General features: G+C 62.9%; 19 protein-coding genes and 2 pseudogenes. 8 read left to right on the top strand and 13 right to left on the bottom strand.

The features are described from left to right. Nucleotides 1-11: 11 nt before the first annotated feature. Nucleotides 12-749 (bottom strand): WecB/TagA/CpsF family glycosyltransferase, encoded by a 738-nt coding sequence (locus tag AUC70_RS15820; RefSeq protein WP_244505667.1) that lies wholly within the window; start codon nt 747-749, stop codon nt 12-14. Between the two features lie 310 nt (nt 750-1,059). Here AUC70_RS15820 and AUC70_RS15815 point away from each other — a divergent pair, with 310 nt between their 5' ends. The 3 genes from AUC70_RS15815 (at nt 1,060) to AUC70_RS15805 (ending at nt 3,003) form a co-directional block, all read left to right on the top strand. Then, on the top strand, nt 1,060-1,698 hold the full coding sequence (locus tag AUC70_RS15815; protein ID WP_158007478.1) for a methyltransferase domain-containing protein: 639 nt from the start codon (nt 1,060-1,062) through the stop codon (nt 1,696-1,698). A gap of 464 nt (nt 1,699-2,162) precedes the next feature. Further along, complete coding sequence (locus tag AUC70_RS15810) at nt 2,163-2,615, top strand: hypothetical protein (protein WP_069445729.1); 453 nt, start codon at nt 2,163-2,165, stop codon at nt 2,613-2,615. Nucleotides 2,616-2,661: 46 nt separating this feature from the next. Next, nucleotides 2,662-3,003 carry a hypothetical protein gene (locus AUC70_RS15805; protein WP_069445728.1) on the top strand — a complete coding sequence of 114 codons (342 nt, stop codon included), beginning with the start codon at nt 2,662-2,664 and terminating at the stop codon, nt 3,001-3,003. A gap of 17 nt (nt 3,004-3,020) precedes the next feature. On the opposite strand, the pseudogene gpmA reads toward AUC70_RS15805, so the two are convergent. Continuing rightward, nucleotides 3,021-3,763: pseudogene (gene gpmA / locus AUC70_RS15800) on the bottom strand (2,3-diphosphoglycerate-dependent phosphoglycerate mutase). A gap of 228 nt (nt 3,764-3,991) precedes the next feature. Here gpmA and AUC70_RS15795 point away from each other — a divergent pair. Together AUC70_RS15795 and AUC70_RS15790 are read left to right on the top strand one after the other, a co-directional pair. Then, nucleotides 3,992-6,301 carry an AsmA family protein gene (locus tag AUC70_RS15795; RefSeq protein ID WP_069445727.1) on the top strand — a complete coding sequence of 770 codons (2,310 nt, stop codon included), beginning with the start codon at nt 3,992-3,994 and terminating at the stop codon, nt 6,299-6,301. A 57-nt stretch (nt 6,302-6,358) separates the two neighbouring features. Next, nucleotides 6,359-6,844, top strand: a complete 486-nt coding sequence (locus tag AUC70_RS15790; protein ID WP_069445726.1) for a Crp/Fnr family transcriptional regulator — start codon at nt 6,359-6,361, stop codon at nt 6,842-6,844. Here the strand turns inward: AUC70_RS15790 and AUC70_RS15785 are convergent. Continuing rightward, nucleotides 6,804-7,610, bottom strand: a complete 807-nt coding sequence (locus AUC70_RS15785) for a metallophosphoesterase family protein (protein ID WP_069445725.1) — start codon at nt 7,608-7,610, stop codon at nt 6,804-6,806. The genes AUC70_RS15790 and AUC70_RS15785 overlap by 41 nt on opposite strands. A gap of 73 nt (nt 7,611-7,683) precedes the next feature. Here AUC70_RS15785 and AUC70_RS15780 point away from each other — a divergent pair, with 73 nt between their 5' ends. The 3 genes from AUC70_RS15780 to mdoH all read left to right on the top strand — a co-directional run bounded on the left by AUC70_RS15780 (nt 7,684) and on the right by mdoH (nt 12,045). After that, nucleotides 7,684-8,025: a hypothetical protein gene (locus tag AUC70_RS15780; RefSeq protein ID WP_141702175.1), complete on the top strand. Its 342-nt coding sequence runs from the start codon at nt 7,684-7,686 to the stop codon at nt 8,023-8,025. Nucleotides 8,026-8,262: 237 nt separating this feature from the next. Beyond that, a complete protein-coding gene (locus AUC70_RS15775; RefSeq protein ID WP_069445723.1) occupies nt 8,263-9,804 on the top strand; it encodes an OpgD/OpgG family glucan biosynthesis protein in 1,542 nt (513 codons plus the stop codon). A 3-nt stretch (nt 9,805-9,807) separates the two neighbouring features. Then, nucleotides 9,808-12,045 carry a glucans biosynthesis glucosyltransferase MdoH gene (gene mdoH / locus AUC70_RS15770; RefSeq protein ID WP_083241662.1) on the top strand — a complete coding sequence of 746 codons (2,238 nt, stop codon included), beginning with the start codon at nt 9,808-9,810 and terminating at the stop codon, nt 12,043-12,045. Nucleotides 12,046-12,455: 410 nt separating this feature from the next. Here mdoH and AUC70_RS15765 read toward each other — a convergent pair whose 3' ends face one another. From AUC70_RS15765 to AUC70_RS15720, 10 genes and pseudogenes are all read right to left on the bottom strand, one after another. Next, complete coding sequence (locus AUC70_RS15765) at nt 12,456-13,421, bottom strand: D-alanyl-D-alanine carboxypeptidase family protein (protein ID WP_158007477.1); 966 nt, start codon at nt 13,419-13,421, stop codon at nt 12,456-12,458. 121 nt (nt 13,422-13,542) lie between these two features. Further along, nucleotides 13,543-15,536: pseudogene (locus AUC70_RS15760) on the bottom strand (acyl CoA:acetate/3-ketoacid CoA transferase). Between the two features lie 329 nt (nt 15,537-15,865). Next, nucleotides 15,866-16,906: a succinylglutamate desuccinylase/aspartoacylase family protein gene (locus AUC70_RS15755; protein ID WP_069445720.1), complete on the bottom strand. Its 1,041-nt coding sequence runs from the start codon at nt 16,904-16,906 to the stop codon at nt 15,866-15,868. A gap of 2 nt (nt 16,907-16,908) precedes the next feature. Further along, complete coding sequence (gene rimK / locus AUC70_RS15750; RefSeq protein WP_069445719.1) at nt 16,909-17,814, bottom strand: 30S ribosomal protein S6--L-glutamate ligase; 906 nt, start codon at nt 17,812-17,814, stop codon at nt 16,909-16,911. A gap of 67 nt (nt 17,815-17,881) precedes the next feature. Then, entirely contained in the window at nt 17,882-18,370 is a 489-nt protein-coding gene (locus AUC70_RS15745) for an ATP-dependent zinc protease family protein (RefSeq protein ID WP_069445718.1), read from the bottom strand. A gap of 154 nt (nt 18,371-18,524) precedes the next feature. Next, nucleotides 18,525-18,734, bottom strand: coding sequence for a hypothetical protein (locus tag AUC70_RS15740; protein WP_069445717.1), 210 nt, complete (start codon nt 18,732-18,734; stop codon nt 18,525-18,527). 60 nt (nt 18,735-18,794) lie between these two features. Then, nucleotides 18,795-19,376 carry a phospholipase D-like domain-containing protein gene (locus AUC70_RS15735; RefSeq protein ID WP_069445716.1) on the bottom strand — a complete coding sequence of 194 codons (582 nt, stop codon included), beginning with the start codon at nt 19,374-19,376 and terminating at the stop codon, nt 18,795-18,797. 383 nt (nt 19,377-19,759) lie between these two features. Then, on the bottom strand, nt 19,760-21,859 hold the full coding sequence (locus AUC70_RS15730) for a mechanosensitive ion channel family protein (RefSeq protein WP_141702173.1): 2,100 nt from the start codon (nt 21,857-21,859) through the stop codon (nt 19,760-19,762). A 23-nt stretch (nt 21,860-21,882) separates the two neighbouring features. Further along, nucleotides 21,883-22,560: a DUF3772 domain-containing protein gene (locus AUC70_RS17325; protein ID WP_069445714.1), complete on the bottom strand. Its 678-nt coding sequence runs from the start codon at nt 22,558-22,560 to the stop codon at nt 21,883-21,885. Nucleotides 22,561-23,047: 487 nt separating this feature from the next. Next, nucleotides 23,048-23,590, bottom strand: a complete 543-nt coding sequence (locus tag AUC70_RS15720; protein WP_069445713.1) for a zinc ribbon domain-containing protein — start codon at nt 23,588-23,590, stop codon at nt 23,048-23,050. Nucleotides 23,591-23,700: the final 110 nt, after the last annotated feature.

The raw sequence follows: 23,700 nt of genomic DNA, 5'->3' as shown, positions 1-23,700 counted from the left end.
TGCGCGGGGTACTAGCGCCCAGACCCCGGTTGGCCTTGAAAGGTGTTTTTGGCGTCGGCCGCGAGGAGCTGCGCGAACAGCACGGCGCAGCGCGCGTACCGCATGCCAAGGCGCCGGGGGTGACTTCCCAGACGCCAAAGCCACTCGACCCCGAGTTTCTGGAAGAGCTGCGGCGCCCTGATCTGGTGACCGGTCAGGAAATCCGCCGCCGCGCCAACGCAGACAAACCCACACGGGATTCCACGTTCCAATGCCCGTGCGGCGAACAACTCTTGCTTCGGTGCGCCGAGCATGACGAAGCAGATGCGGGCGCCGGAGTCACGTATGCGGTCCAAGGCCGCATCGGCCTCGGCGCTGTCCGGGCTGAAGTCCCGCGGCGGTGCTTCGGTGCCGGCGATAGAGATTTGTCCTGCGGTATCGCGCGCCAGGCGCTGCGAAACGGTGTCGAGGACCGCGTCCTCCGTCCCGAACAGGTAGATGGGCAAGTTCGACTTCGCGGCGGCCTCGCACAGCGGGATAAAGAGGTCGGCTCCCGTGGTGCGTTCGACCTCCTGCCACTGACGCCGGGCCAGCATCGCGACCGGCGCGCCGTCCGCCGTGACGAACGTGGCCTTGCTGTAGGCTCTCCGGAACGCAGGGTCTTGGCGAAGCTTGACGAGATGGTCGAGGTTGAGCGTGAAAACGTTGAAAGCGCGTCCCTGCGCTGCCGCCGAGACAATCGCGTCCAGTGCCTCGGCTTGCGACGCCACGTTGATACGCTGCCCATCGCGTCGGCATGTTTGCTGCTGGGAGATTGCTCGGAACTCATGCTCGTCCAATCATTTGATCTTCTGTGAGCGCCGGTTCGTAGGTTTCCGCGAGCCCCGCGCCACATTTACGCGCCAGGCGGATCGGGGGTAGGCTCAGTCGATTCAAATGCTCGAATGGGAACGATTCGTCAATTAACTTGGCCTAGGCTCCCAAATGTATGTCCGTGCTCGTGCCCTGCGTTTCCGCCAGGAAACCGGGGTGCGCCTCCTCTCTGCACACGCTTTGCCGCCACTTGGGAGTGTTCGTCGTATGAGTGTTGAACAACTCTACAGACCCTTTCAGGACCGCTTTCGTGCGGCCCGCATGAAGCTGTTCGTGGAGCACTTCAACATTACGAACGACACCCGCATCATCGATGTGGGCGGTACCCCGCAGAACTGGGGTTACATCTCGCAGGAACCCCAGGTGACCATCTGCAATCTCGGTATCGAGAATGAAGAGCGCGGCCGCTTTATATTCCGCGAAGCGGACGGAACGTGCCTGCCCTTCGAGGACAATAGCTTCGACATCGCCTATTCGAATTCGGTGATCGAGCATGTCGGCGACTGGGACGCTCAGCGCAGGTTCGCCGGGGAGATTCGGCGCATCGCCAAGAGCTACTACGTGCAGACGCCGAACCGCTGGTTCTTTGTCGAACCGCACTTTGTCGCGCCCGTGATCCATATGCTGCCGCGCTCGATGTACCGGCGGCTCATCCCGTTGTTCAGCGCCAAGTACTGGATGGAACGGCCGAGCAGCGAAGACGTGGATGCGCTCTTCGAGGAAATACGGCTGCTCGATCGAGACGAGGTGAAAACGCTCTTCCCGGATGCGGAGTTTTCCGAGGAGAAATTCCTCGGCATGGCCAAGTCTTTCATCGCCATGCGCATTGCCGACAAGGCTGCGTAGCAGGGTCTGCCGCCGCGCCGGCCGCCACGCCGCCACAGGGCGTTCCCCACAGGTCCGCTTGGGCGTATAGTTCGCGCTGCAAGGTCGGCACTCGGCGCTGCGCCGTTTCTCGTGCCCGACCGTGATAAACAACACGAAACACAGAAAAAGACGCAGTTTCGGGATTGGACGGCGCCTCCGGCAGCACCTGGAGGCATGCCCCGCAGGGAGGACGTGGCCGTGGTGGATGAAGTCGAGAAAATTATCTCACGCCTGAACGGAATCGATCCGGAGCGGCCGTATTTCGACCCGATTGTGGTTGAGGAAGCCGTGAGCCGACACGCACGGTTGATCGGTTTTCGGGACGTATCCTTCACCTGGGCCATGGGGCCGCAACAGGCCAACGACGAACTATCCGGTATCGACTTCTCGAGTTCCGAATCCTGCCTTTGGGCGGACACCACGAAGTCCATGCGCGATCAGCCTTGGCCGAACTCAGCGCAGATCCCGCGATCTCGGAGGCCTATCGCCAGGCGCAAGCCAACGCGGCCGACCGGATCGCCGACGCATTGCATTTGGAGATATTCGCGCTGGCTCTGCGGAACCTGGTTTCGGGCGACGCGGGCACGCGAGGTTACAACGTGGCCTCGTTGGTCACGTCGGTGATGCGTGACGTGGTGGCCAACTCCAGTGTGGAGAGCGAGCGGCTGGAGGATCTCAACGAGGCCTATCTTCCATTTGCGGACGCGCTTATGGCCGGGCTCGGTTCGTTCTGGATTGTCGGGCAGCGCTTCGTCTGCTTACCGCTGCCGCGCCTCCGCCTCGAGGACGGCGCCCTGGTTTCCGACGGACGTCCTGCGGCCGTGTGGCCGAACGGGGAGGCTTATGCCTTCCGCGAGGACGGCTTCTTCCCGGCCTTGCAGTCCGTCGAGTGGTAGGCGACCGGGGCTCGTCTCGACCCGGGCCGGGTCCACGGAGGTGACGATGCAACACGCAGCCAAGAAGCCGGTCGTCTCATGGCGCGGTGCAGCCGCGCTGATCACCGTGAGCGCTCTGTTCGTCGTGCTGGTCGCGGTCTGCGCGGGCCCTGCGTCCGCGAAAATCCGCTGCAAGGGAATCTTCCAGGTCAACAAGACCGGATTGGTCTCGACCCAGATCTGCCGGGACCGCCAGATCGCACGTGTCGCGCGCAGCTACGGCTGGCGTGTTTCCGATGCGGAGGTGCGCAACAACCCGCTCAAGAAGGTGGAGATCTGCCAGGCGATGGGCGGCGACACCCGGCTGCAGGGCGCTTGCGGGGCCTATGGGCGTCAGAACCTTTGGTAAGCTGCCGGGCCGGCCGACTAGGCTGTCGAGCGCGCCGCCTTGGCCTTCGGCAGGCTATGGGCCTCTTGGCCGTCCTCCAGATAGAAGCTGCGGACCGTCCGCAGGCCATCGTCGAGGTCGTAGACCAGCGGCTTTCCGGTCGGCACTTCGAGGCTGGGGATGTCTTCGTCGGAGATCCCGTCGAGATATTTGATGAGACCGCGCAGGCTGTTCCCATGGGCGGAGATCAGCGGCGTGCGTCCCTGCATCAGCAGCGGTTCGACCCGTTCCTGCCAAAACGGCAGAACCCGTGAAACCGTATCCTTCAGGCTTTCGGTCAGGGGCAGATGCCGCTCCGGCACGCCCTTGTATTTGGCTTGATTGCTGGATAGCGCGGATCGTCTTCCGTCAAAGCCGGCGGCTGGACGGCATAGCTCCGGCGCCAGATATGCAGTTGCTCGGCGCCGACCTCTTCCTTGACCACGTCGCGCTCGCGTCCTTGGAGAGCTCCGTAATGGCGCTCGTTGAGCCGCCAGTTGCGCTCCACGGGCAGCCAGGTCTTCTCCAACGCCTCAAGAACGATCCAGAGCGTATGGATGGCGCGGTGTAGGTAGGAGGTAAAGCATTGATCGAATTGAATATTATTGTCTTTCAGGAGCGCTGCCGCGTGCTTGGCCTCCTCGATGCCGTTGTCGCAAAGGTCGACATCCGTCCAGCCCGTGAAGATCGCATCGCGGTTCCAGACGCTTTGGCCGTGTCTCAGCAAGATCAGGCGCGGCATTGGGCTCCTCCTGGGAAATTATCCGCCGTGACGGTTTATGAGGCCGCAAGCCAAAGGGCAAGCTGGACATTCTTGCAGCCATTGTTGTGTCTGGCCGTTATTTGCGCGTATTTCAAAGCCAATTTCCTCGTTGACGGCGGTATTTTGTCAGGTTTTCGCGGCCTTTCCTGACGTGGCAGGAATCGCTGTAAACTGGCGTCCACCCCACCACACCTGCGGAGGAGCATTTTGCGGCTCATCTTCTCAATCCTGACGGCTATCGTGCTCCTGATCGCGGGCCTGATTTTCGTTGCCCCGATGTTCATCTCCGCCGACGACGTGCGGAACGAACTGTTCGCGCGCGTCGAGCAGATGACCGGCTACCGGCTTCGGGTGAGCGGGTCACTGGACATCACCGTGTTTCCCACGCTCGCCCTCGTGGCCGAGGATGTCGGGATCGCCCAGCCGACGGCAGGCGGCGACAAGGAGTTCGCGACAGCACAGGAGGTCCGGTTCGATCTGTCATGGACCGGGCTCCTGCAGGGCAACGCCCGCGTGCGCGAGGTGACCCTTGTCAATCCGGTCGTTGCCGTGCCGCAGGCCACAGCGTCCGCGCCTGCGCCGGCACAGACTGCCCAGCCGGCGCCGCCCGCCGCGCAACCGGGTGCGGCACCGGCCGCACCGGCTGCTCCCGCGGCTCAAGGCGAACAGTCGGGCATGGCCGCGTTCGCCGAACAGTTGAAGTCGATCTCTCTCGACAAGCTCGTCATCACGAACGGCACCGTGACGCTACCCGCGTCCGGCGGGAAGCCAGGGACGAAGATCGAGAAGCTCAACCTCACGGCATCGCTGCCGGGATACGACGAGCCGATGAAACTCGATACGTCCGCCGTGGTGGACGGCAAGGCAATGACGCTCGGTGCGGTGATCGGAAACTTCGGGCCGTTCCTGGGTGGTGCCACTGTGCCCGTGCGCATCAAGGCGAGCCTGCCCGGCACGCTCGATGATCCGGTGAGCTTGAGCGGAACCGCGTCCTACAAGAACGAGACGCTGACATTGCCCCAGTTCAGCGCCAAGTCCGGGAACAAGACGCTGTCGGGCTCGGCTCTCTACAAGGATGGCGCGGCGACGCTCAGCCAGCTCACCGGCACGATGGGCCGCGATACCTTCGCGGGCACCGTGCAATACAAGGACAACGTCGTCACCATCAACCCGTTGCGGGCGAATGTGCGCGGTACGGTTCTCGCCGGCCAGGTCCAGGCGAGTCTCGCGAACAAGGTGCCCTATGTCGTGGCTGCCTTCGGCGCCAAGACGATCGACATCAACGCGATGACGGGGAGCAAGAAGTCCTCGCCGAAAAAATCCAAGAGCCCGAACTCCGGCGCGAAGAAGCAAGGCGGCGGAGGCAAGCGCGCAGGCGGCAGTGGTTGGAGCAACGACAAGATCGACTTCTCGATCCTGAGATCGGTAAACGGCAAAGTTAATCTGCGTGCGGAGCAACTAGTTTACGACGACGTCAAGATCGCGCCCGTCTCCCTCCAGGTCACACTCAATGGCGGCAAGCTCAATGCGAAGCTGGCGCAATTCGGGCTCTATGGCGGTGCGGGCAATGCAACCGTGGCCATCGATGCCAGCGGCAAGCGGCCAACGCAGCGTGTGAACGCGTCTTTGAAGAATTTCGACGGTCGCACGTTCCTCAACGATGCCGCGGGCCTCGACTCCATCGAGGGTAAGGGGACCGTGTCACTCAATGTCGGGGCGGCCGGCGCCAGTCAGCGGGCGATGGTCGGATCGCTCGGCGGTAAGGCGAGCGTCGAGTTCAAGAACGGCGCTATTCGAGGCATCAACGTCGCCAAGATGATCCGCAACCTGGGACAGGGCGCCATCAACGGTTGGCAGGGCGGTGCAGCCGAGAAGACGGATTTCGCATCGCTTGGGGCGAGCTTCCAGATCAAGAACGGTGTGGCCCAAACGAAGGACATTCACCTCGTCGGACCGCTCGTGACGGTGAATGGCGGCGGCACGGTCAACCTTCCCCAGCAGTCGCTGAAGCTTCGCGTCGATCCGCAGCTCGTGGCCTCGTTGCAGGGCCAGGGGCGCAGCCAGGAGATGACGGGTCTCGGCGTCCCGGTCATGATTGTCGGGCCTTGGGCGAACCCCAAGATCTACCCCGACATCAAGGGCATTCTCGAGAACCCGGCCGAGGCGATCGCGCGCTACAAGCAATTCGGCAAGGACCTCAAGAATCTTCCGGGCGGATTGGGCGGCGCAGCCGGTTCGCTGGACGGTGTCGTCAAGGACGGCAAGATCGACAAGGACAAGCTGATCGAAGGCATTGGCGGGCTGATCGGCGGTGGCAGCGCCGCGCAGCAAAACGGTGCCGGCACTGCGCCGGGCGCCGCGGCGGCCCCCCGATGCCACCACCCAGTCCCAGCCCCAGACCAAAAAGAAGGCACAGAACAACAAGAAGAAGAAACAAAACCAAAATCAGAAGCTGAAGGCCGAGGATGTTGGGAAACAGCTCCTGAACAATTGGCTGTCCGGGCAATAGGCGTGTGACGCAATGCCTCCGGGCCGCCGTTTGACAATCGTTGGACGCGCGATAGGCTCAAGGTCATGCAATCGCTTCTCGAAGTCTGTCAGGGTACACCGCTTGCCGAGGTTCCGGCGGGTGAGGTGTTGCTGACCGAGGGTACGACGTCGGGACAGCTCTTCGTGCTGAAGCACGGTGAGGTCGAAGTCTTGCGCGGCGAGACGCAAGTGGCGGTCGTGGACGAACCGGGCGCCCTGTTCGGCGAGATGTCCGTTCTGCTGCAGCGACCCCACACGGCGACCGTCCGCACGATGACGCCTTGCACCCTTTTCGTCTTCGACGATGCCGCGAGCTTCCTCCGGTCGCGACCGGAGATCGCGTTTCACGTGGCGCGGCTTCTCGCGAGCCGGCTGAACTCCGCCACCTGCTATTTGGCCGACATCAAGCAACAGTTCGAAGACCGCGCGGACCATCTCAGCATGGTCGGCGAAGTGCTCGACACGCTGATGCATACGCACGAAAGAGAGTTCAGCCCTGGTCCGGAGCGGGGATCGGATCCCCGTCTTTGAGCCAATCGGGGAGGGCGCTCAGCTTCGGGACCGGACGAGCCAAGTCTTCCGTCAGACGGACATGCTGGGTTCCCGCCGCAGAGAACCAGATCGCTTCCTGCTCGTCGGTGTCCATGATGACGTGAGCGGGCGGCGCTCCCAAATAATGGCCTGTGTTGAAGACCCAGGTCGCCCCCACACGATCCACCCATGACCCTTCCGCCACATAAGGCGCTTCGTGCACGTGGCCGCACATGACGATGTCCGGCTGGTATTCGTCGATCCAGCGCAGCAGCGCATCGTCTCCGAAATAACGTTGACCGCTCCAGGCGATCGGCGATTTCGACGGCGGTGCATGATAGATCCAAATCCAACGGCCCTGGCGCTCCTTCGCCGCCTTCTCCAACTGCCGTCCGATCTCGGCCTGCGACACGGGACCATCCCACCAGGGGCAGGCGGTGAACAGGATGTTGCCGATACGCGTCGACTCGCCATCCGACAGAACCCCGTCCTTGCGGCGCCCCGTCAGCCAGCGCGCCGTCCATTCGCCCGCCTCGTTCTTTGAATCGAGGTCGTGATTGCCCGAACAGACGAGAAGCTTCGTCTTGGCCCGAATGCGGTCGAAGTATTTGCGAACGACGGTGGCCTGCGCACGACCGTCCACCAGCGAGGCTAGATCGAGATGGTCGCCGGCCATGACCACGACGTCGAAATCGCCCGCGACGCCGACGACCCAGTCGAACAGCGGCAGCGAATAGTGCAGGTCGGAGACCAGGAGCAGGCGCATCGCGTTTCCACCGTCAATAGTTTGCTCACCTTGTTCGCAGGTTCCCCGTGCAAATCGGAGAATCGGCGCCGTCGTGAACCGTTCTTTTGGGGTGCCCCGGTTAGACCTGCAACATCGCTCGCAAGGCCCCAACGGCACCAATGATCAGCATACGATGATGCACAACCTGATGACACCCTTCTACGGGCGCAAGCGCTTCCTGAGGCGGCGGCGTCCGATCTGTTTCCGGACCGTGGCCCGGCGCTACCAGCTCGCCGAACTGTTCGGCCTGACGGGTGCGATTGCCCTGATCTGGATTGGCACGCAACTCGACAACCGCTTGTCGACCGTTCCCGTGCCCGAAGTCCCCAGCGTCGAGTCCGCGAGCGTCGACCTCATCATCGGCGTTCCCGTCGGTCAGCACCGCTCTCTATAGCGCGTAGCGATGGCGGCGTTGTGCTGCCCCAAAAAGCTACCTACGCATCTCTGTGCAAATACGCGCCATCCGCACGCGCCTTGCGCAATCCTTTCCTGACTCTGCTTAAGCAGACGGCATTCGCCGTCGCTGCGACGTTTTGCCTGCGCGTCAATTCACAAACCGGTTCTGAAGTCGGAACACGACACGCAAGATTACGTTGGTCTCAGGTTTGGGATTTTCATCCGAGAGGTCAGGATGAACCGTCGCGAGTTTCTTGTTGCTGGCGGAGGCAGTGCGTTGAGCGCGGTCGCGCCGAGCGTTGCCGCGCCGGCCTGGGCCGACGAAAGCGGCCGCCCCTTCAATCGTGACGAGATCGTTGAGCGTGCCGAAGCTCTTGCTGCGCGTCCCTACCAGCGTCCCGAACGGGTCGGAGATCCCTTCCGCGCGCTCGGATATGATCAGTACCGTGATATTCAATTCCGGCCGGAACGCGCGATCTGGTCGGACGACAAGCGCGGCTTCGCGCTGGAGCTTCTGCACAGCGGGTTCATTTACGATACGCCGGTCGACGTTCATCTCGTCGAGAACGGTGTCGAGGTGCCGGTGCGCTACGACCCGTCCCTGTTTGCCTTCGGGAAGAATGAACTTCCCCATCACCCCGGGTCGCGTCTCTTCAGCGGCATCCGCCTGCGCTATCCGATCAACACGCCCGGCTATCTCGACGAAGTCGCCGTCTTTCAGGGCGGCAGCTATTTCCGGTCCGTCGGCGAAGGACAGGTCTATGGCGTGTCGGCCCGTGGGCTGGCGATCGATACGGGAGAGCCGCAAGGGGAAGAGTTTCCGATCTTTCGGTCGTTCTGGATCGAACGTCCAATTATTGGCGCGCGAACAGCAACGGTGCATGCCTTGCTCGATAGCCCACGCGTCGCCGGTGCCTACACCTTCCATATCATGCCGGGTCACTCCACCTTGATGGATGTGGACGCAACGCTGTTCGCCCGCGCGGAGATCGGCCATCTGGGTCTTGCGCCGCTCACCAGCATGTATCTGTTCGGGTCCATGGAGAGGCCGCGCTTTCCGGACTATCGCGATGCCGTCCACGATTCCGACACGCTGACCGTCGCCGAGGCGGGCGGCAATTGGGTGGTGCGGCCGCTCGCAAATCCCAAGACGCTCCAGATGAGCGCGTTCGCGGCCAACGATGTAAAGGGCTTCGGCCTGCAACAGCGGTCGGTGCGTTACACCGATTTCAAGGATCTCGAAGCGAAGTACGAGCTGCGGCCAAGCATCTGGGTCGCGCCGCGCAAGGGCTGGGGCGAGGGCGTGGTGGAGCTCGTCGAAATCCCATCCGACAGGGAGTTCAACGACAACATCGTCGCCTTCTGGCGTCCCTCCCGTGTGCTCAAGCCTGGCGCGCCGTTGCACTACGCCTATGCCTTGCGCTGGGGCCGGCCTATGACCGAGAGCGGCCTGGCACGCGTGAAGGAAACCAACGGTGGGCTGACGCTCGATCGCAGCCGGCAGCTTTTTGTCGTGGACTTCGTAGCGCCGTTGGATGTGGAGACGCCGGGAGGCCGCAAGGGCGCGGACTTTTTTCCCGACGAGATCGAGCCAAGCGTCTGGGCCAGCGCCGGCGGGGTGGCCAACGTCGTCGGCTACCCGAACCGCGCCACGGGCGGGTACCGGGCGAGCTTCGAGCTGGACACGAGCGGGGTCGACCTGAGCGAGCTTCGGCTCGCGCTGAAGCATGACGAGGCGGTTGTCAGCGAGACCTGGCTTTACCGGTGGACGGGCTGAGCCATGGGAGAGACAGTCACCATATCCGAGCCGACCGGCGCGCCGTCCCTCGTACCGCCGGAACACGGGCTCTCCATGCCGCGGCAATGCGTCAAACACTGGCCGGGGCCGCGCCATCGGAGGTGGTTCTCCTGGAAGGTTTTGTTCGCCCGCCTCTTCGTGTTCGTGACCGCGGGAGCTGTCACCGTCTATGGGGCGACGCAGATGTACGCCATCGTGGGACAGAGCAACGCCACCAGTCTGCAGGTGCTTCTCGTCATCCTGTTCGCCTTGGCGTTCTCGTGGATCACGTTGTCGGCGGCAACCGCGCTCCTCGGCTTCTGTGTTCTGGTCAGCCGCCGCCTTCGAGCGAAACGCACTGGCCGGCCGGCGCCCCTCACGACGCGCACGGCGATCGTGATGCCCGTCTACAACGAAGACCCGGAGATGGTGTTCGGAACGCTGGGCGATCTGGCGCGGGGGCTCACGGCAAAGGGATGCGCGAAGCACTTCGAGGTCTTCGTCCTCAGCGACACGAACGACCCCGAGACCCTGCGCCGGGAAGAGACAGCCGCGCAACGGCTTCGCGCGCTCGGCCGTCATGGCATCGGTGCGTATTACCGGAAGCGGCCGGACAACGAAGGCAAGAAGGCGGGTAACGTCGGTGAGTTCGTACGGCGCTGGGGCGGACGCTACGATTTCATGATCGTGCTCGACGCGGACAGCACGATGACCCCCGACGCGGTGGTCACGCTCGCGCAGGCCATGGAGGCGGAGCCCCGGACGGGCCTCATTCAAACCTTGCCTCATCTCACGGGCGGCCAAACGCTGTTCGCGCGGCTCCAGCAATTCGCCGCGGCCGTCTACGGGCCGCTCCACGCATCGGGCCTTGCGCTGTGGTTCGGGAACGACAGCAACTACTGGGGCCACAACGCGATCATCCGGGTGAGGGCGTTTGCCGATGCGTGCGGTCTGCCTGCCTTGGGCGGCGTGCCGCCGTTCGGCGGGCCGATTCTCAGTCATGATTTCGTCGAGGCGGCCTTGATGCGCCGGGCCGGATACGGCGTCTCCATGCGGCCCGATATCGCGGGGAGTTTCGAGGGGACGCCCCCGACCCTGGCCGAGCACGCGGCGCGCGACCGCCGCTGGGCCCAAGGCAATCTGCAGCACGCGCGCCTCGTCAGCGGGGCGGGGCTGCATTGGATGAGCCGGTTTCATCTCGTCAACGGCATCATGAGCTATCTGGCTTCTCCCATCTGGCTCCTGTTCCTCGCCACCGGGTTCGCCTTGAGCTGGATCGCGGAGGCCGTTCCGACCGATTACTTCCCTCGCGATTTCGCGTTGTATCCGACTTGGCCGCAGTTCGATGCGCGGCAGGCGCTGTCGTTGCTGGGCGTGTCCCTAGCGGTGCTCCTCATGCCGAAGCTGCTGGCCTGGGCCGCGGCCATGATGGACAGCGACAGGCGCACGGCCGCAGGCGGAGGCCTTGCGTTGACAGGCAGCGTCGTTCTCGAAGTGCTGCTGTCGTCCCTGCTGGCGCCGGTGATGATGCTGCTGCAGAGCCGCGCCGTGCTCGATGTGCTGCTGGGGCGCGACTCGGGTTGGGGCGCCCAGCAGCGGTTCGCCGCGGACGCGTCCTTCATTGTCGTCGCCCGGCGGAATCTGGGGCTGACGGCCATGGGGCTCGTCTCATCCTACGCGGCGTTCAGCGTGTCCATGTCCGTGTGGCTGTGGCTGCTGCCCGTTTGGCTGGGACTGAGCGCCGCCATTCCGCTGGCTATGTCACAGCGCGGCGGGGTGTGGGCATGGCGGCCTTACGGGCAGGCCTGTTTCGGGTCGCCAGCGAGCGGCGAGAGCGCAAGGGTGCCCCCATGCCTAAGGGCGAGGCCGTTCCAGGATAAGAATGCGCTAGTTGCCGAACAGGCCTTTGAGGGGTCCGTTGCCCCCGAACAGGCCGCCTCCGGAACGGCGCTGGGGCTGCTCCTTCTTGGGCGCTGCAGCCGAGCTCGTGGTTGTCTGCCTCGGCGGACTGGACGTCGTGGTCCGCCGCGATGGGCTGGCCCCCGAATCGGACGGGGCGGCCCGGCTTGGCTCCGCGGCTCGCTTCTGGGCGGGCGCGGGTGCGAGAGCGGCCTGCTCGATCCAGCCGCCGGCGCCGCTGTTCACGTCCTGAATGCGGAGATACTTGCCCTGTTTGGCCACGGCGCGGAACGGCCGTCCCATGGGAAGGCTGTAGAGCGGCGATGCGGACGGGCTGGGTGAGGACAGCACCTGCACGGGTTGCTTGGACACGAGAACCTTGCCGGCCAGGGGAGAGCCAGGCGGCAATGGTGTGCCCATGGTCGGCTGGTTGCTTCCGGACGCGAGCCTGCCTCCTCGGCTGGCGGCGTAACATCGACCGTCATGCCCAACGTGTCTTTGGTGGTCGTGTCCTCGGTATCGATCAAGAAGAAGACACCCGCGACAAGGCAAAGGCCGATCGCCAGAAGAATCCCGAGTAGCTTATGCTCGGCCATGAACGTTACTCCCTACGCAGACGCGCACTATGCCACAGGCCCGACGCCCGATCCAGCGCGCCACCGTTGCGATCATCCGGCTTTGAGACGACCAGGGATGCGCTTGCCCATCCGCGCTCGCCCGTTTGTGCCGGAAGGCGGTCTAGGCCGTTTCCGTTAATGGCACGTATCGGTGGGCGCGCGCTTTGTAGCGATCTCGGCCGCCCCCAGTCCCGGAAAGTCGCGGGGCGCCGAATCGACGATGGCGCGCATCTCGTCATAGCGCGCGGGGTGGCTCTTGCTGCCCAACACCACGCCCACGATGGTTTGGCCATTGGGGGCCCGCCACGCCGTAACCAGGTTGTAGATATTCTTGGACACGTGCGATCCGGTCTTGGCGCCGATCACCGTTCCTTCGCCGAGGATCTCGAGGCTCGTCTTGAGTTCGACCGTGCGGGGCTGCCTTCCATCGATATGCAGCGTGCGCTCGGTACATGCCCATGCGGGCAGGAGGCGCGGGTCGACGAAGATCTTCGCCGCGATCAGCCCCATGTCGCGCGCCGTCGCTGCGTTCTTGGGTGACAGTCCATAAGGATCGGCGAAGCTCGCGTTGTGCGCGCCGAGTTCGTTGGCGGCGGCTTCCATCTCTTCGACGAAACGCGCCGTCGCCTTGGCGGTGTCGCCACGCTTGCCCTCGGAGGCCAACAGGTCGTGCCCGATCGCGTCGGCGATGGCGAGCGAGGCATCGTTGCCGGAGACCAAGACCATGCCGTAGAGCAGGTCCTGGAGCGTCCAGACATCGAGCCGCTTGAGCTTCGCGGACGAGCCGCCCGTCAGATGCGGCCAATTGATCTTGATCGTCTCGGAGAGCCGGTCGCCCATCCGGTCCACGAGGATGTAGGCCGTCACCAGCTTGGTGAGGCTGAGGATACGGAAGACTTCGTCGGGGTTCTTCTCGTACAGGACCTCGCCCGTATCCGCATTCAGCACGAATACCGATTTCGCGCTTACGTCCGGTGGTTGGATCCCTTTGTTCATTGCGCTCGACTGTGCGGTCCGGTGCAGCCCTGTCAAAGCTATCGCCGCAACCACCGTCACGACGATGCAGGCAAGTCCGAAAAGCCGCCCCCACTTTTGCAACATGATATCGGCGCCGCCGCGTTCCATTCGACTGTCGTTGCGCATTCTATAATGCGGCGCGATGACAGTTCCAACGGCGCGGTGGTCGCAGGTCGTGCACGCGCAGCCCGTGTTGGCGTCGGTCCTACTTGCCCATCGGGGCTTCGGCCAGGTGGTTCACTGTCGGCTTCTTGCCGGAATTGGCGCTGTCCTCGAGCCCGAGAGCCTCGTGGGCTTCCGACGCCTTCTCGAAGACATGCGGTGCAAGCCCGCGCTTGCTCAGCGCTTCCTGCATCTTGAGGCGCATGAAGGCGCTGGTCGTGTACCGGGTTGTCGAAGCGTAGTGATGCTCCATCATGTGTGCGATCATCGCGGCATAGTCGTCGTAGAGATCCTCCGCGATCCGGCTGCCGTCGTGATTGACGACAGCGTTGACCCGCTTGCCGGCCTTCTCGCAGGCATCGCATAGGACCTTCTGAAGGTCGTCGATGTCGCTCTTCTTGCGGACGCTCCAGCCTTCGAGGTTCAGGAACAGGATGTTCCGGTCCTCGTCGTAGCTGACGCGTTCCCAGAGTTTCAGGTTCATCAGGTCGGACAAGAGTTCCATCGGCTCTTCGAAGAAGATGCGCCGTTCCATGCAGATCGGATTGACGAAGATCGGCTCGAACTCCATGTGCGGGAGAATGTCCTGATCGATATCGATGCCCGGCGCGACTTCGATCAGCTCGAGGCCGTCCGGGGTGAGCTGGAACACGCAGCGCTCGGTGACGTAGATCACCGGCTGGGAGCGCTGCTGCGCGAAGTGCCCGCTGAACGTAATTTGCTCGACCTGTTTGACGAACTTCTTGGCCCGGCCCTCCTGAATGATCTTGAGCGTGCCGTTGGCAATCTCGACCTGCAGGCCGCCCGCGGTGAATGTCCCGGCGAACACGACGGCGCGGGAGTTCTGCGAGATATTGATGAAGCCGCCACACCCGTTGAGGCGTCCGCCGAAACGGCTGGTGTTGACGTTGCCTTGCGCATCGCATTCGGCCATGCCGAGGCAGGTGAGATCGAGGCCGCCGCCATCGTAGAAATCGAACATGGTGTTCTGGTCGATGATCGAGTGGGCGTTGGCCGAGGATCCGAAACTCGATCCACCCGCCAGCACGCCGCCGACGGCGCCGGCTTCGGTGGTAAGGGTGATATAGGGCGTCACCTTCTCTTCGTTGGCGATCGAGCTACGCCGTCAGGCGCACCGACGCCGAGGTTCACGACGCCATTTGGCGGCAGCTCGAACGCGGCGCGGCGCGCGATGACCTTGCGGGCATCGAGCGGCATCTTGGGCATGCCTTCCACGGGCACGCGGATTTCGCCGGACAGCGCCGGATCGTAGATCACGCCATAATTCATGCGGTGCATTTCGGGCGGGTCGGCCACCACGACGCAGTCCACCAGAATGCCGGGAACCTTCACGTCCTTCGGCTTGAGAGAGCCCTGCTCGACGATGCGCTCGACCTGGGCGATGACGAGGCCGCTATTGTTGTAGGCGGCCATGGCCTGGGCCAGGCTGTCGAGCGTCAGGGCTTCCTTCTCCATGCTAAGGTTGCCCGACGGATCGGCGCTGGTGGCGCGGATGAAGGCCACGTCGATCTTCGTCGCCTTGTAGAAGAGCCACTCCTCACCTTCGACCTCGACGAGCTTGACGATGTCTTCCTCCGTCACGTCGTTGACCTTGCCGCCGTCGATCCTCGGATCGACATAGGTGTGGAGGCCGACCTTGGAGAAGAGGCCTGGCTGGCCCGCGGCGCAGGCCCGGTAGAGCTGAGAGATCACGCCTTGGGGCAGGTTGTAGCCGCAGATCTTGTTCTGCTGGGCGGCCTCGGCGACTTTGGGCATCCGGCCGAAATTGGCGGCGATCACGCGTTTCAGAAGACCCTCATGGTGCAGGCGGCCGGTTCCAAGACCCTTACTGTCGCCGGCGCCGGCGCACATGATCAGCGTGAGATCACGGGGGCCGCCGGTTTCGACAAAGCGGGCCTCGAGGGCTGCATGAAGCGCCTCCGGAATGCAGCTTTGAACAAAACCGGTCGTTGTGACGACATCGTTGTCACGGATCAGCGCGATGGCTTCGTCAGCCTTTATGGTCTTGTCTGTCATTCTCAATCTCAATCCGTTTCCTCTGGGGTCTTCTCTTTTCGCACTTGCGAAATGGGCACAGCTTTATTGGAAGCCCGATCGCTGAGCTTCAGCCTTTCAGAATTAGACCAAAGGCTCATTGACTTCCAGACCGTGTCGAACCGAGTTGCGATTGACTTCCAGACCGTGTCGAACCGAGTTGCGGATGGCGAGGGCGAGCCGGAAACGCCGGGTCCAGCTCGGGGAGGCCCGGAAGGGCGGGCTGACACGGGTGTTCTCGCGTCATGCCGCATCCAGCCCTGTTGCGGTCTTTGGCGACGGCAACCGGCGACGGGCGTCGGAGGCCGCGATCAGATGATCTCGTCTTCGTCGAACAGCGGGTCTTCTTCGAGCTGGCCCGCCAGCAGGTCGATCGTTGCTGCTGGATCGTCGTCGGCGCGGATTCTGGCGACGTGAAAGAGCCCGTCGCCTTCGTTGACCACGGGCAGATTGGTGCGGCCGACCAACAGGCCCGGCTCGCCGGCAACGATCTCGGTCTCGACCTCGCCGAACGGATTGGAAATCAGTCCGAGGATGTCGCCGCACTCTACGTGAGCGCCGATCGTCTTGACGGTACGCAACAGCCCTCCGGCCGGAGCGCGGAGCCAAAAACTGGACGAGGACCGCATCGGCGCGACCTGCGGCTTGGCAATCCCCTTGGCCTTGACCATCCCGAGATGACGCATCACCCGCAGGATGCCCATCACGCCCGTTCGCGCGGAGACCTCATCGAAGCGCAAGCCTTCGCCGGCTTCGTAGAGCAAAATGTCGACGTCATGCTCACGGGCGGCTTGGCGCAGGGATCCATCGCGAATCTTGGATGTCATCACGATCGGCGCACCGAAGACCTCGGCAAGCGTCATCGTCTCCGGTTTGCGCGGAGAGACGCGGACCTGCGGCAGGTTGGTGCGGTGGATCGCCGCCGAGTGCAAGTCGATGCCCACATCGGACCGTTTGACGATCTCGGTCATGAACATGTTGGCGAGACGCGCGGCCAGGGACCCGACCGCGTCGCCGGGGAAGGAGCGGTTGAGGTCCCGCCGGTCCGGCAGGTAGCGTGAATGATTGAGGAAGCCGTAGCTGTTGACGATGGGGATCGCCAGCAGCGTGCCCTTCAGCGTGTCGAGGCTCGGCATACGCAAGAGCCGGCGTACGATCTCCACGCCCATGACTTCGTCGCCGTGGATCGCGGCGCTCACAAACAGGGTCGGTCCCGGTTCTCGTCCGTGCACCACGTGGACCGACATGGTGACAGGTGTGTGATCGGACAGAACGCTGACGGGAAGATCAACGGTCTGGCGTGAGCCTGGCGGGATTTGACGGCCGCCGATCTCGAATGGTTTTCGCCTCAACTTCAACCTTTGCCGCGCGTCCGTGTCTTGCCTGGTTTCGCTTCTTTCTCGAGGAACTCGATCATCCTCCCGGCGATATCGATGCCTGTGGCCTTCTCGACGCCCTCAAGCCCCGGGGAGGAATTCACCTCCATAATAACGGCGCCGTGGTTGGCGCGCAGCATGTCGACACCGCAGACATTCAACCCGAGCGCTTTTGCCGCGCGGACCGCCGTCGACCGCTCCTCAGGTGAAATCTTGACCGTCTGAGCGGAGCCGCCCCGGTGGAGGTTGGACCGGAACTCACCCTCTGCGCCGGTGCGCTTCATGGCGGCGACGACCTTTCCGCCAATAACAAGAACGCGGATGTCGCTGCCACCAGCCTCCTTGATGAACTCCTGCACCAGAATGTTCACATTGGCGCCGCGAAAGGCCTCGATGACGGACTTGGCGGACCGATCCGTGTCCGCGAGGACCACGCCGATGCCCTGCGTGCCTTCGAGAAGCTTGACGACCAGCGGCGCCCCGCCGGCCAGCCTGACGACTTCCTCGGTCTGCTTTGGATCGTGAGCGAACGTCGTCACCGGCAAGCCGATTCCATCGCGCGCCAAAATCTGCATCGAACGGAGCTTGTCGCGCGAGCGGCCGATGGCGACCGACTCGTTGAGGGGATAGACACCCATCATCTCGAACTGACGCAGTACGGCCAAGCCGTAGAAGGTCACCGATGCACCAATGCGTGGGATGACAGCATCGTAGTGGGGCAACTTCTCGCCGTTGTAGTAGATCTCCGGCCGACGCGAGGCGATGTTCATGTAGCAACGCAACGTGTTGATGATATCCAGCTCGTGGCCGCGTTGCTCTGCTGCTTCCTTCAAGCGCCGATGCGAATAAAGTTCCGCGTTGCGGGCCAACATTGCGATCTTCATATCAAAACCCCGGTATCAACGAATTAGACAAAACAAGACGCCAATGCGTCCTTAGGACGTTTCACGACTACGTTTCGTGCGACTCAAGTGGCGTGGGCCCGATGGGGTCGCCTGCGAGATACGACCGGCCCGGGTTGACGATCAATCGCTGCGTGCGCAGCGCGGTTCTGCCAACGATCATGTCGAACTTCATATTCTCACGATCGGCGAGCGAAATCTCAATGACCCAAGCACGTTTCCCGAGGACCATTGTCGTCTTGATTATGGGGCGAGTCTCCGCCACGCCCCCCGTGTTCTTGATCGCACGGACATCGGCAAGTTGTGCTTCGTAGCGCTCCTTCGACCTTCGTCCAGCCGCGGGAAGCGTAAAGCTTATCCAAGTTTGTCCATCGCGTTCGAACCGTTCCATATGGTCGGTATTCAAGGCCGACGTCCGTGCACCTGTATCGATCTTTGCCCGCATTGACGCGATCCTCAGTTCGGGAAGGGCAACGTGCTCACGCCAGCCGATCTCACGGCCGTCGAGACGTTTCGAACGAGGGACGCGTTTCTTCATGACACGAGGTCCTTGCCGCCATGGGGCCCGACGAAGTCAGTGCACCATACTGTCTTTCCGCTGAACGTGAAGCAGCGAAGGGCTGAAGTGGCCCGGTTATCAAGAACAGGCATGCGTGTTTCAGAGCCCCGAATCGCTGCGTGCAGCATCTGACCTATTCGCCCTGCCAGAGCCCGCGCAAGACTTCCTGCATATGGCCTTCCAGGTCGAGAGCCAGCTTTTCGGCGTCGGCTGCGACCGCCTCGATGGCCCTTCTGCGCGGCGTGTCGGCGAAGGGCCCCGCCGCCTCGCGAAGATACGCCGCCGCCTCCACAATCTTCCTGTGGGCCACGCGAGCCTCTTCTAGGTAGGTCTCTGTATTCATCGGGTCCGCACCTCTCGGCGTATGGGAATCTGAAGCGCGCCGCCGGCATTCAGACCAAAGTCACGGTGAAGGCTCGGATGCCGGCACAATCCGAGACGCGCCGCTCCAAATCTCCTGGTAGGCCTTGATCTTCAGCTCGGCAATTTCGCTTGGTGTACTGACAATAGTCGTTGGGCGCGTTGCGGCCAGGTCCTTGAAGGACTGTGTCACCGTCCAGGCCCGCTCTCCGTCCACGATGATTAACCTGTCGTGCAACGGGGCCTTGGCGAGGCGCACCTGGAGCGGCCGCTTGTCGCCGTATTGCGCCTTCCAGATTTCACGCGCCGCCTTGAGTGTCGGCTCGTGTTTGTCGGGATCGGTCAAAACCCGGACGACGATGTTGTCAGGAGCCTGTTCCGCATATGCCTTGAGGATAGTTTCATCGGCAAACGGATCAACCAGGAGGACATCCTTGACCGCAGTCCTCAGCACGGCGCCGACGGCCTTGTGGGCTTCGTCGACATCGCCCGCGGGGACATATGCGCCAACGATTGCCGTTTGGACCTGAAGCTCCAGACGTCCCAGTACGCGGCGAAGCAGGGATATGACGATACGCGCATTCGTCGCCCGCAGATGAGCGTTGGCGATCTGCGATACGACCATCTTTGCCGCGTACTTCGCGTCGAAAATCTCCAGACGTCCGGTACGGGGACGATCTCGGATGCGCTCTCGATCACGGCCAGTGCCGCGGCCAGCCATTGGTCTTCTTGCTCGCTGAGCGCGCCCTGCCGATTGAAGTTTGGAACCTCGGACAGGAGTATGCCCGCGCGCTGATAAAGCGCCTCAGATGCGCTCATGGCGCGCATCCTCTCGTGAGCGTGCCGGGCTACGCCGCGTCTGGCATCGCAGTGTTCCCATTATGACAACACCCATGTGAAAACAGCTATGGCCATTGGTGATCCATGCCTGCCCAGGTAGACTGTGGGCACTAGAGCCAAAGGGTAGGGTCGATGGCCGACTCGGTCAAAGTGTTCAGTCGTGCGTTGCTAACGTGGTTGCTCAAGGCGCTGCTCGCGATCGCCGTATTCGGCCTGCTGCTTTGGGTGGGCGTCACCGCCTATGAGCATTGGACCTATGAACGCCACGTCAAGAAGGTCGCCGTCAGCGTGACCGTCCATCCGCAAGGCGCTGGCGCGATCTGCTCGGACGCCCAAGACCGTCCGCTTTATGTCGACATCGTCAACAACTCGTCGAAGACTCTCGAGGAGATAAGCTTCCGGCTGAGGGCCCAGCGTAAGGGCGACACCACGAACTTGGCGAGCCGCCGGGCCTACAGCAGCGACAAGATTCTCAAACCGGGAGAAGCCTGGGGCGGCTGCCTGCCGGCCGCCTTGCAGGACGACGTGACCGTCGATCCGCTTGGCCTCGAATGGAGTGTCGGCGGGCGCATCGTCACTTTCGAATAGCGGGGCCATCCAGCTTTCGTAGCACCGGCGTGAGGCTGGCAAATCCAACGCCTGACGACTACTTCGCTGGCGGGAGATCTGCCTCTTCCACCCCATCCTCCGGCGCGCCCCCCGCATGTGCACGTCGCGCTGCGGGAACGGAATGCTGATGTTCGCGTCGCGCAACGCAGCCAGGATCGCAAAGCGCAGGGCGCTGCTCGTTGTGATCCGCTCGCGCACGTCACGCAAGAACACGCGGAGCTCGAAATCGAGCGAGCTGTCGCCAAAGCCGGAAAAGTGCACCACGGGCGGCGGATGCTTGAGGACGCCGCGATGCGACCGCGCAACGTCTAGCAGCGTGGAACTGAGCAGTTCCATGTCCGTGCCGTAGTCGACGCCCACGGGCAGATCGAGGCGGCAGCTCTTGTCGAGATGCATCCAATTCACCACCGGATCGGTGATGAGCGTCGCGTTCGGAACGATGACCGATTGCCGATGGATCGTCTCGATTTCGGTCGACCGAACACTGATCTTCTTGACGGTTCCTTCCTGGTCGCCGACCCGGATGTAGTCGCCGATCTTGATCGGCCGTTCGGCAAGCAGAATGAGACCAGACACGAAGTTGTTGAAAATACTCTGCAGGCCGAAGCCGATGCCGACCGACAACGCGCCGGCGATGATAGCGAGGTTCGAGAAGTCGACACCGAGATAGGATATGCCCGCCAGCGCGGCTAAGACGAACCCGAGATAGCCGATGCCGATCCGGACGGATTCGTGCAAGCCGGATTCGCTTTTCCGTCCGGCGAAAACACGGCCCGTGACCCAGCGCTGCACGAAGCGCGTGAGCGCCAAGCCCAAGGCAAAGACGCCAAGCGCGATCAGCACGGACTGAAGCGAGATCCGTATTGGGCCAAACTGGAACCCAAAAAAGGCCGCCTTGATCCAGCTGTGAACCTCGACCCAGTCGAACCGCCACAGCAGTAGCAGAATCGTGATGCCGACCGCCAGGATGGCAATGTCCAGGAACAGGCTGGCGATGATCCGCATCGTCAGAAGCGAGGGCGCCCCCATGTTCTCGTCTTCTTCGATATCGTCGTCGATGGCCTGGCCCGAGATCATGCTGACGCTCGAGATGGACTCGGCGGCCAGATGCAGCAGATACATGATCCACAGCACGCCGGCCGTCGACACGGCATGAGTCCCGATGAAGTGTGCGAGCGACTCGTAGCCGAGCAGCATGGCCAGCAGGATGGCGCCGGTGAGAACGGCAGCGAGTGAAAACAGCCAGCCCCGCCAACCGCTGAGAGCAGCTTGGCGTATCTGCGGTCCTTTGTGGATTGTCCAGAGAACCGAGAGGAGAAGGAGCCCGCACAGCGCGGCGAACAGGGTCGAGCGAAAGACCGAGACCTGATAGGGCGTGAAAACGATGAAGTCTTTCAACACGAACAACTTGTCGAGCAGCCAGACGGCAATCAGCGCCCATAGCAAGACCGCCACCTTCCAGGCGACTGCATCGGTTGCGGGAACTATCCTTTGAACGCCGCCGTCCGGAACGAGCGTCTCGCGAACGAGGGATGCGAGGAGTGTGGCCCAGGCAATTGCCATCAGCGCTTGCGGCAGGAAGGCGTCGAGCGTGGGACCGGCCAGTCCTGCCGACACGGCGATGAGACCGAAAGCGGCGAGCCCCGCCCAAACGGGCAAGCAGGTTCGCAGCAAAGCCTTGATTACCGCGACGCCCCGGTCCTGAAGACTGGCGGTTTGACCGGCCTCGACGCACTCGGCGCCAAGCGAGGAGCGAAGCGGCTGGCCGCGAAGGCGGCACCGAAGGGCGCGATCAATAGAAGTCCGAAAACCAGGACTCCCTTGCTCCAAGCTTCCGCGATCCGCTCCTCGGCCTCCGCGAAGATGCGGACGAACTGCTGAGGCAGCGTTTCAAGAGCCGTCGGGAGGATGGAGGAGTATAGGTTGGGGACCGGCCGAAAGAGCGAGTCCGTGAAGCGATCGCGGCGCGCCTCGTTGGCCTGATCGATCACCTGGCCCGCGCGCACGAACAGCACGTCCGCTTGTTTCAGCTTGCCGTCAATGTCCGCAACCTCTTCCTCGAGTTGCTTTCTTTGCTCAGCGATCTCGTCGCTTTCCCTTGGAGCGTCGTCTTTAGGCGCGGGGCCGAGCTTTGCCAGCCGCTCCCGCCGGTCTTCCAAACTCGGCCGGAGTTTCGCGCGACGGTCGATGATCGTTTGGCGCAGTTCCTCGAGTTCGTCCGGGATGTTCCGGAGGTCCTCGTCGGTCGTTGCAGAATCGGCAATTTCTCGTTCCGCGGCCTGGATCTTGGCGCGCCATCTGTCGAGCTTTTCGCTGAAGGCCAGAACATCCGGATCGGTAGCGGCAGCTTCGGCTGGCACCGTTTCTGCGGCTCCGGCTTCTGCGGCCCCGGCTCGGTGGTACCCGCTTCGGTAGCGGGTGCTTCGGTAGCGGGTGCTTCGGTAGCGGGTGCTTCGGTAGCGGGTGCTTCGGTAGCGGGTGTTTCGGCAGCGGGCGCGACTTGTGCATCCTGGGCGTGAGCGCACGCCAAGCCCAGCGGCGCCAGGAGAAGACCGGAAACCGTCAGCATTCGTAAGATTTTTGGCAGTGGCCCCAAGCTTGGCACGGTCGACGGGTCTCCTCGGCGAAAAGCGGCTGGAAGCTCCCTGGGAGTTCCAGAACAGGTTTTATCGGCTGACGTTCAGCCACGACAATGAGGAAGATTGACGGCAGGCGAGTCCATCTGCGGGGCTGAATCCGCGCCCGCGGGTGCTTTTCAGCCAAATCCAGCGGAAACCGCCAAGTCCGGCGAGGCCCGGACAAAGCTCGAACGTCTCGTCACCGGCTGGGGCCGGCTTCGTGTCGCCGTCAGTCGGCGCGCCTCAAGGTGAACGCGAGATAGGCCGCATACAGCAGTGTGGCCAGCAAGGCATTCAGAAGATCGAACTGGACCCAGATTGGTCCCTCCGGGTCGGTCAATTCGTAGATCGCATCGGTGATCGGGCCGTAGAACAAGACCGCCATGCCCAGCCCAAGGCAGATCAATTGCACGAGCAGCCGGCGGCCGGAATAGCCCGCTCCCGCACCCCGGAAAATGCGCCCCCAGAGGATATAGAGGATGACGAAAACGCCCATCGCAAGCAACGAATAGACGAGGTAGAGCGACGGCGTCGACGTGATGTCCCAGGTCGCTCTCAGCGCCAGATTAACTTCGATGAAGTCCGCTACGAGCGTGCTGATGGCCGCTAGAACGAAAAAGACGATGGCGTCCCGGTACAGGTTCGGCCGGCGCGCCACCGGGCGCGAACCGTCAGGGAGCTCCAGAAAGGCGTCGAGCTCTCTGCCGCACTCGCTGCAGAATTTGTCGTCATCGGCGAGGGGCGCATTGCAGCTTGGGCAGACATGAGCCATCGGTAGTCAGTGCTCCTAACACTCTTGCATTCTATTGGCAGGCGTCCACTGGCGATACCGCCGCCATCGCGACAATAGAGCTATTGCGCACAGAGAGCCTACGCCGACTC

Origin of the sequence: Methyloceanibacter stevinii (assembly GCF_001723355.1) — a bacterium.
Classification (GTDB): domain Bacteria; phylum Pseudomonadota; class Alphaproteobacteria; order Rhizobiales; family Methyloligellaceae; genus Methyloceanibacter; species Methyloceanibacter stevinii.
This window is presented reverse-complemented; position numbering and strand designations above follow the sequence as displayed.